The organism is Paenisporosarcina sp. TG20, assembly GCF_000286315.1.
Classification (GTDB): domain Bacteria; phylum Bacillota; class Bacilli; order Bacillales_A; family Planococcaceae; genus Paenisporosarcina.
Genome location: NZ_ALJG01000211.1, coordinates 1 through 9906, shown reverse-complemented (window position 1 = coordinate 9906; position 9906 = coordinate 1). Strand labels below are relative to the sequence as shown.

Annotated in this window: 7 protein-coding genes; 1 reads left to right on the top strand and 6 read right to left on the bottom strand. The window is 37.4% G+C overall.

Features of this window, described 5'->3' with window-relative positions:
* Positions 1-148: 148 nt before the first annotated feature.
* From B371_RS0104305 to B371_RS0104280, 6 genes are all read right to left on the bottom strand, one after another.
* Positions 149-1801: an amidohydrolase gene (locus B371_RS0104305; RefSeq protein WP_019413075.1), complete on the bottom strand. Its 1653-nt coding sequence runs from the start codon at positions 1799-1801 to the stop codon at positions 149-151.
* An 84-nt stretch (positions 1802-1885) separates the two neighbouring features.
* Positions 1886-3352 carry a sodium:solute symporter gene (locus B371_RS0104300; RefSeq protein ID WP_019413074.1) on the bottom strand — a complete coding sequence of 489 codons (1467 nt, stop codon included), beginning with the start codon at positions 3350-3352 and terminating at the stop codon, positions 1886-1888.
* On the bottom strand, positions 3352-3576 hold the full coding sequence (locus tag B371_RS0104295; protein ID WP_019413073.1) for a DUF3311 domain-containing protein: 225 nt from the start codon (positions 3574-3576) through the stop codon (positions 3352-3354). Before B371_RS0104295 ends, B371_RS0104300 begins: the two co-directional genes overlap by 1 nt.
* A 67-nt stretch (positions 3577-3643) precedes the next feature.
* The gene (locus tag B371_RS0104290) at positions 3644-4897 is read right to left on the bottom strand and encodes a M20 family metallo-hydrolase (RefSeq protein WP_019413072.1); all 1254 of its coding nucleotides are present in this window, start codon (positions 4895-4897) and stop codon (positions 3644-3646) included.
* Positions 4898-5059: 162 nt separating this feature from the next.
* The gene (locus B371_RS0104285; protein ID WP_019413071.1) at positions 5060-6421 is read right to left on the bottom strand and encodes an aspartate aminotransferase family protein; all 1362 of its coding nucleotides are present in this window, start codon (positions 6419-6421) and stop codon (positions 5060-5062) included.
* 67 nt (positions 6422-6488) lie between these two features.
* A complete protein-coding gene (locus B371_RS0104280) occupies positions 6489-7952 on the bottom strand; it encodes a CoA-acylating methylmalonate-semialdehyde dehydrogenase (protein WP_019413070.1) in 1464 nt (487 codons plus the stop codon).
* 139 nt (positions 7953-8091) lie between these two features.
* Here B371_RS0104280 and B371_RS0104275 point away from each other — a divergent pair, with 139 nt between their 5' ends.
* Complete coding sequence (locus B371_RS0104275) at positions 8092-9735, top strand: PucR family transcriptional regulator (protein ID WP_019413069.1); 1644 nt, start codon at positions 8092-8094, stop codon at positions 9733-9735.
* Positions 9736-9906: the final 171 nt, after the last annotated feature.

Genomic DNA, 9906 nt, shown 5'->3' with positions numbered 1-9906 from the left:
AACGCCACAGTCGTGTGGCAACGCCTTCGTGACCAACACACTGTTGGCCTGAGGAGGCTTGTCGCTCGCCCGCGGAAAGCGTCCGCCTGTAACGGAAATCACTAAATTTAAATAAAAGGCTGTCTTATTCTTTAAAATGATACTTAAATCATAAATTTAAAGTACGCATCTTTTCAAACCTCTTCATAAGATTTTTTGAATCGTATAAAACTTTACCGTCAACCATGGTTAACTCTACCTTAACATCTTTAATTTTCTCTTTATCGACCTTTAAAATGCTGTCGTTTAAGACAACAAAATCAGCTAATTTCCCAACTTCAATGCTACCCTTGCTATTTTCTTCAAAGCTCGCATATGCACCGTTCCAGGTGTATGCCCGAATGGCTTCCAGAATCCCGATACATTGGTTGGCTCCCACTGACTGCCCAGTTAACGATTTCCGGTTAACTGCAGCATGGATACCTAGTAATGGATTAAGGAAAGTAATAGGTGCATCAGAACCAAATGCAGCAATGATTCCCTGATCAATATAATCTCGCGCAGGGTACATTACATCTACACGGTCACCATAATACTCACGATACTTGTCTCCATTTACATACATAAAAACTGGATTTGGCACGATGACAACGCCTAAATCTTTAATTCTTTTTTGTAAATCAAGCGGAGCAATCCCGCCATGCTCAATTCTGTGGCGGTGATTTTCCCTTGGATGTTCTATTAAAGCTTTTTCAATACAATCTAAAAGCATTTCAACTGCTCGGTCCCCTTGGGCATGGGCGGTAATTTGAAATCCTTTTTTATGAGCGTCACCTAATATACGATTTAACTCATCTTGATTGTAATAAATAATACCGTAGTCATTGGAAGTATGTGAATATGGCTCACGCGTTGCTATTGTTGGACCAACGCTACTACCATCCGCAAATACTTTTGCAGGACCAATTCTAAAACGATCGTCTCCTAGTCCTGTTATTGGACCTGCTTCTAGCATTTTATGAACAAATTCATGAGAATTCGTCAAAGAGCCTACAATGGCATAGACTCGTACTTGAATTTCGTTTGAGTTTATAGCTTGTTGCATGATACGTAGAGTTTCTGAACCTTCACCATATGCCCCTGCATCATGAATGCTTGTTAAACCAGCTTCTATAAATTTTTCAGACGCAAGTTTCATCCCTGCTCTTAATTCTTCTTGATTATAACTTGCATATTCAAAGAAATTCATATGTGCATTTTCAATCAACTTACCCGTAAGGCTTCCATCTTGATTTCGTTCAAGAATACCGCCTTCAGGATTGCTGCTGTTTTGTGTAATATTCGCAATTTCTAACGCTTTTCTATTAGCAATGGATGAATGATTACATGTTCGGATAATGACAATTGGATGATCAGTTGAAATTTCATCAAGTTCTTCTTTAGTTGGATAACGATTTTCTTTCAATTTCAATTCATTAAAACCCCAAGCACGAACCCATTGTCCCTTAGGAGTCTGCTGTACCTTTTTTCGTAAATCAATAAATATATCCTCTAAGGATTGAATATGAGGTTCTATACAACTCACACCTAAAAGGTTTGTCCCATATATAGTGAGGTGTAAGTGTGCATCAATAAAGCCAGGAAGTAATGATTTCCCTCCAAGATCAATAATCACTGTATCAGTTGAACTAAATTGCTGAACTTCTGTGTTTGATCCAACAGCGATAATACGGTTGTCCTTTATTGCCACTCCCTCAACTACCCTATTCCTGTGATCAACTGTAACGACTTCACCATTAATAAATACTAAATCAGCCTTCATAAGTATCACCTTTCTTAGGTACTATAAAAAACAGTCGTCGGCCCATTCCATTAGGAAGGAACCGACGACTGTTTTTTTATTAGATTATTTTGCATCAACGTATTTGCTGACGTCTGCTACATTTGGTGCTTTAGTTAAGTAGCTTACTACGATCATTATTACAACGTTCGCTATTAATCCCAAAATTCCTGCATGGATTTCAAATGGTGTGGTACTTGCAACGAGTTGGAAGTAATAATTCACTAATGTTCCAACAACTAATCCTGAAATTACACCTTTAGTAGTTACACGTCTCCAATATAAAGCACTATACACACCCGGAGCAAACTGTACAATTGAACCGTATGCACCTAGTAAAAGGGCAATTAATCCTTGACCTCCAAATACAGTAATATAGTAAGCGATTCCTCCAATTACAAAAACACCAATGCGCATGATTAACAATGTTTTTGTATCAGAAAGCTTTTTCCAAATATTCTTTATTACTCCATCTGTTACTTCTAAAGATGCACTATGCGTAATTGCATCTGCAGTTGACATTGCTGCTGCTAGTGCTCCTGCGCCTACAAGTCCATAAAGCCAACCAGGCATGTTTAAAACAGTTGTAATTAAAAACGGTAAAATCTGGTCTGGGCTATCTAATTGACCTGAATCTACTACTCCCCTAGCAGCAAAACCTACTAAAAGAAGTGGAATAAGAAACAAGGCAAATACTGGGTAAGCAAGCACTGTCTTTTTAATTGTTTTAGGAGTTGTTGCATAAGATTTTGAGAATAAATGAGGCCACATTAAGAAGCCGATTACGGACACTAAGATTGTTGATGTATATGCCATACTGCCCATTGTTGATCCAGTTTTCCCAATCTGCAGGAACTCTGGTGTTTCTCTAGCAATTGTTGCAAACATCTCTGTTGTTCCGCCGTGTAATTGATAGACAATCGTTAATCCAACAGCCCAAGAAATGATAATCATTAATAAGCCTTGGAAGACATCTGACCAAGCAGCGGCACGTAGTCCACCAGTAGCGACATAGATCACAACAATACCATAAGATACTAGAGCACCCAACCAAACCGGGATACGTCCTTCTGTCATTACGTTAAAAATAAGAGCCATCCCTGACATTTGTGTTGCTAAATATTGAACAGATGCGAATAAAGCAATTAAACCCACTATAATTGCTAAAGCAGGGCTATTAAATCTACCCTTCATAAAAGCAGCTACCGTATAAAGATTATTCTTTTTCCCAATTCGTCCAATCTTTGGTCCAATAATATACCATGGTAATATTGCGAACGCTGTATATGTCAGAATATAAAGGGAAGGAGCACCTTTTGAAAAGGCCCAACCTGGAGCACCTAAAAATGAAAAGGCACTGAACACAGCTCCACCCATTAAAAACCACATAACGAATAAATTTAGTTTTCCGCCCGCAACAGCAAACTCATTTAGTGAACTACTATCTCTTCCTCTTCCTGCTAACATACCAACAACTAGTGCGATTACAAGATACCCAATCATCATAAATAAAGCAATTTGCCAGCCTGGCATTAGACATCCTCCTCCTCTTCTTTATTGTCTGGGTCAAGAGAATATAAAAAGATTAGTGCCGCAAAAGTAATGATAATCCATAATATGACCCAAAAGAATGAGAAAGGTAAACCCATTACAATAGGTGTAGCACGATTTCCAATTTCAAATAAAGGAAATATTAACATTAATAAAGGAACCATCGAAATTGTAATATACAATGTGTAAAATTTACGGATACTCATAATTCATCTCCTTAAAACTAATTTTTAAGGGTTGGTGAGTACCAACCCATTATTCAATTTAAAGGTATTAATCTTTACCCATATTAAGAGCAGTACGATATAAAAGTTCAGTACCTAAGGAAATATCTTCATACGTTGAAAATTCTTTCGGGTTGTGACTGATACCATCCTTACAACGAACAAATATCATTCCATATTCACATTCGTAAGACATGGCTAAGGCATCGTGAAACGGACCACTCATTAATTCAAACTCTTTTAAGCCTATTTGTTCACTTTCAGTTTTCATAATTTGTCTAATTCTTTCAGAACAATAGCGTGGTTCACTATTTGTATCTTCGGATATTTTACAAGTTAACTGATGTTCCTCAGTAATTTCGTTTATTCTAGTTCGTAATTGTTTTTCAATTTTATGTCTACGATCGATATCAATATCTCTTAAATCGACTGTAAAACTAACTTTTTCAGGGATGATGTTACGGGAATCCGGAAATATAGACATACTTCCAACTGTTCCTACAGTAGGTGCGTTGATGTCCTGACTAGCTAATTCATTAAGTGCAACTATGACTTTTGCTGCACCCACAAGAGCATCTTTTCGCATGGGCATCGGTACTGAACCTGCATGACCTGCAAAGCCCTCTAATTCTACTGTTAACCACAAAGGGCCAGAAATACCCGAAACAATTCCAACTGGTAACCCTTGTTCTTCAAGAATTGGACCTTGTTCAATATGCATTTCAAGAAAGGCCTGAATACTTCCGGATGGATATTCTGACTCTTTTAATTGAGTAGGGTCACAACCGAATTGTATAAGTGCTTCTCTTCTTGTAATGCCACTTTTATCTTTACGTTCTAATTCTCCATCTTCTAGTTTTCCGAGTATTCCACGCACCCCAAATAGTCCTTTATTAAAACGGCAGCCTTCTTCATCTGAAAACGATACTACTTCAATTGGCATACTTGGAACTATGTTTTGCTCTTTCATGGTTTGTACAACTTCTAGTGCACCTAATACCCCAATGACACCATCAAATCTTCCACCATATGGCTGAGAGTCGATATGTGAACCAAGCATTAATATTGGAGCTTCGGGATTTCGACCTTCTAATCGACCAATTAAATTACCGAAATTATCTATTTTTACAGTTAATCCAGCTTCCTCCATCCACTTTCTTACTGTGTCAACTGCTTGTCTATCCTCAACTGATAGTGTAATACGACAAACACCAGTATCACCGATTTTACCGATTTGAGATAGAGTATTAATTCTTTCATCTAATCGATTTTTATTAATCGTTAGCGTCGTTTGTAAACTCAAATGATTCCTCCCTTTCTTTATGCGTAGAATAAATCCGTCTAATAAAATATGAAAAGCTCTATTAGAATATATTACACTCTGTTTAAAAACTATTATAATTCTGTCCAGGTCGAACCTAATACTGAAGTTATATCAGCATTTTTAAACCATCTGTTCGGAAAATTATTCTTCGTTTTCTTTGAACACTTTCTTTAGTACAGCAATGATGAAATCTAAATCTTCATCTGTGCAAGAAAGTGGAGGGCTAAGCGTTAAAATATTACCATAACCTTCGACCGTATCTCCATTTTTCCCAATAATCAGACCATTAGCTTTGCACTCAGACATAATCTTGACAGCACGCGCGTTTGATGCCGGCTTTTTCGTTTCTTTGTTTTCTACTAGTTCAATGCCTAATAGGAAACCGAAACCACGAACATCCCCAACAAACGGGTGATCTTTCAATTCTGCCAATTCTTTTTGAAGTCTTTCTCCAAGAGTGGATGCGCGTTCGAAAAGATTCTCTCTTTCCATGATTTCAATATTTTTTAAAGCCACCGCACAAGCTGCTGGGTTCCCACCGAATGTATTTAGGTGACGGAAATGACTGTTCTCTTCTCCTGTATTGAACTTTTCATAAATATCTTTTCGAACTGCTGTAACTGATAATGGCAAATAAGCACTCGTTAACCCCTTTGCCATCGTAACTATGTCAGGTTTCAAATTAAAGTGCTGATGACCAAACGCTTTACCAGTTCTTCCAAAGCCGCAAATAACTTCGTCAATAATGAGTAAGACATTGTGGCGGTTACATATTTCCTGTACTTTCTCAAGGTAGATTGGATGCGGAATTAGAATACCTCCACCTGTAATCAGAGGTTCCATAATGATTCCAGCGATCGTTTCTTTATGCTCCCAGATGATCTTCTGTTCAAACTCCTGCGCTAATTGAATATTGTAATCTTCGATTGACTGCCCTTCTGGTTTACGGTAGTTATCAGGTGGTGCTACATGCAAAAAGCCAGCAGAAAGTGGCTCATATTTATACTTCCGCAATGCTTGACCAGTGGCACTCAATGAACCCATTGAACTACCGTGGTAACCACGGTAGCGTGAGATGAATTTGAAACGAGATGGTTCTCCATTTTGTTGATGGTACTGGCGTGCAATCTTAAAAGCTACTTCATTAGCATCGGAACCACTATTCGAGTAAAAAATCATATAATCATCGCCAAGCATTTCATTCAACTTTACAGCAAGCTCTATTGCTGGTTCATGGCTATGAATTAATGGTGCAAAAGAAAGTTTTTTCATTTGGTCATAAGCAACTTTTGCTAATTCCTCACGTCCGTAACCAACATTTACTGCCCATAGACCTGACATCCCGTCTAGATAGCGGTTACCATTATGATCTTTGATCCAAGCGCCTTCCCCTTCAGCGACAATCATCGGGGGGTTGGTTTCACTATACGAGGATAGATGATGCCAAACATTTTGACGATCTTTTTCAAGTAATGTTTGTGTTTGTTGTTTAACCACTGTCATTCTTTTGCTCCCCTTTATTGTTTATTATTCAAAAAGTTCGGATATATTTGACCATTTATTTTTATTATTAATGACGCTGGGTAACCACTTTTTTGCGTGTGTAGAACTCAATTCCATCACGGCCATTAGCATGAAGGTCCCCGTAGAATGATTTCTTATAACCCGAGAACGGGAAGAATGCCATAGGAGCGGGAACACCTAAGTTCACACCGAGCATGCCTGCATCGATTTCTTCTCTAAATTGACGGATTACTTTCGCACTGTCAGTGAATAAACAAGCACCATTTGCAAATTCAGATTTATTTGCAAAGTTAATTGCTTCTTCAAATGTATCTACTCTTACGACTGATAAGACTGGCGAGAAAATCTCTTCTTTCCAGATTTTCATTTCTTGAGTCACATGATCAAAAATCGTCGGTCCAACGAAATAACCGCCTTCAGAAGTAGATTTATCGTTTCTTCCATCACGTAAAAGTGTTGCACCTTCACTAATGCCCGACTCAATATAACTTAGCGTTTTATCTTTATGAGTATCTCGAATAACTGGTCCAAGGAAAATATCTTCTTCCAACCCGTTACCAATTGTAAGCTTGTTTGATTCATCTACTAATCTATTTACAAGTTCATCTGCAACATCACCAACTGCAACGACAACTGCACACGCCATACATCTTTCTCCAGCAGAACCAAAAGCAGCATTAATAATGTTTGTAACAGTCAAATCCATATCTGCATCTGGCATAACGATTGTATGGTTTTTTGCACCTGCGAGAGCTTGAACTCTCTTGCCGTACCCAGTTCCTGTTTTATATACATATTCTGCTACAGGTTGTGAGCCAACGAAAGAAATGGCAGGAATATCCGGGTGACTTAGTAAACCGTTTACAATATCATGTGCCCCATGGACAACGTTAAAGACACCATTTGGAAGTCCGGCTTCTTGTAACAATTCTGCAAGACGATTTACCAGAAGTGGCGTTCGCTCTGATGGCTTCAATATGAAAGTATTTCCACTTGCAATGGCTAGTGGGAACATCCAACAAGGCACCATCATCGGGAAGTTAAACGGAGTAATTCCACCAACTACACCTAGAGGATAGCGATACATCCCAGACTCAATACTAGTCGCGATATCAGGAAGTTGATACCCCATCATTAACGTTGGAGCACCTGCAGCAAATTCAACACACTCGATTCCCCGTTGAACTTCACCTAATGCTTCATTGTGATTTTTACCATTCTCTATCGTAATAAACTTTGCAAGTTCTTCTTTATTTTCAATTAACAATTGCTGGTATTTAAAAAGAATACGTGAACGTTGAGGCACAGCAACTTTCTTCCATAATGCAAATGCTCTTTTTGCAGCCTCTACTGCTTTTTCCAAGTCTTCTTGTGTTGATAAAGGAACTTCCGCCAATATTTCACCCGTTGCAGGGTTGGGAACTTCTAAGTACTTCTCAGTGGTCGACTTTACCCATTGTCCATCGATGTAGTTTGAAAGCATTTTAATTTTTTTGTCTAATTTATTCATAATCTTCCTCCTATTCTACTTTTCTTTATAGTTAACGTAGTTTACACTATTTATATTATCTGAAATTCTGAATCTTTTCACTTTACAAAAAGTATAATCATTAATGTATTTCTTTAACATATTGGAGGTTCTAACTAAGATGATTGAATTTGTGTTAACAGTCAAAGATATTTTAAATAGAAAAACATTCAAATCTGCTAAAGTCATTGCTGGTTCAAAAGGATTATCTAGACAAGTAAAGTGGTCACACATCTTAGAAATACAAGAATTTGAATCACTTATAAACGGAGGTGAACTGATTTTAACCACTGGAGTGGGTCTTCAACTTGACCAACCTACTCAACTTAAATATGTCAAAAGATTGATAGAAAAAAATGCAGCTGGAATTTGTATTGAAATTGGTACTTATTTTAATGAAATCCCAATCGAACTCATCGAATTAGCTGAAGAACATGATTTTCCAATGATTGTTTTTGAGGAAATTGTAAAATTTGTTGATATTACTCAGGATTTGCATACCCATATTATTAATCAACATCACCAAATGCTTTCCCAACTTGATACGCTATCGAGGAAATTTATGGGTCTCTCACTTACTCCTAATGGCATTTTGAAAATCCTTCAAGAAATACATAACTATTTCCAACAAGGTGTTTTTTTCCTAACGGATGATTCAAAATCTTATTACTACCCTTCGGAAATAGGAACGTTAGAAACGTCAATTCTAGAATATCTAGACCAATCTCCAATGACTACCCATAAGGATCAAAGAACTTTTGCACTCCATAATGATACATATGCTCTCATGCCGGTTATAGGACTAGGACAAACTTGGGGACATTTATGCTTGCAAGTGAAACATCCAGTATCTAATGATTTTTTATTTTTAATCCTAGACCGTGCTGCTTTAGCGATTGCACAAATCTTATTGCGAAATAGAACAATTGAAGAACGAAGACAGAACATGGAAGACGAAATTGTACGGAATTTAATGAAAGGCCAAACATACGAACAGGATGATATTCATACGTACTTACCTTCAACGAGTAGCAACATGTATTTCAGGATTTTTTTAATAAAGATGGATTTCCCAGAGGCAAATATCGGTGAAGAAGACTGGGAAGAAGTTAAACTACAACGATCTATGTTGGTTCGTTCCTTATTTAAAAAACATGGTTTTTTTCCAGCAGTCGCTTCAGGAAAGACGGAAATTTCAATCATTTCTTCTTTTATTGCCACTGATTCTATAAAAGAAGAAACCGATAGATTCTCTCAGATAATTCAAAGTATTAAAGACATGAAAGAAAGTTTTATGGATGGGAATCATTGCACATTCGGTATTAGTAAAGTCTACAAAGATATTAACCAAGTAAAAGATGGTTATATAGAAGCAAAAGAAGTATTTAAAATACACAATTCTACCATAAATCAGACATACTTCTATGAAGATCTTGGAATCTACAGACTGCTACTTATATTAAAAAAGAGTGGTTGTCTTGAAAGCTATATAAACGATTATTTAGAAGAAATCCTTAACTACGATCAAAAGATGGAAAGCTCCCTCTTCTTAACCCTTTGTGTATATTTGGAATGTAATGGGGTTAAGAACGAAGCTGCTGATCGTTTGTTTATTGTTAGACAAACACTATATAACAGACTTGAAAAACTTGAACATATTTTAGGGAAAGATTATATGGAGCCATCCAACCGTTTGGCACTCGAAGTTGCCATAAAGGCTCACCAGCTAATTCATGATAAAGAAAATACCGGTTTTCCACTTTAATGGAAAACCGGGAAAAGTGCGCCCAGTCCTTTAAGAAAGCTACACAGTATCTACTTTAGTTTCCGGTATGATTTCCGTTGCAACGTATTTTTATGTTTCGAATCTAGCGAAGCTGTGCAAAAACAGGCAGAGGCTTTCCGTGGGCAACCGCCAAGCCTCCTCAGGCCAACA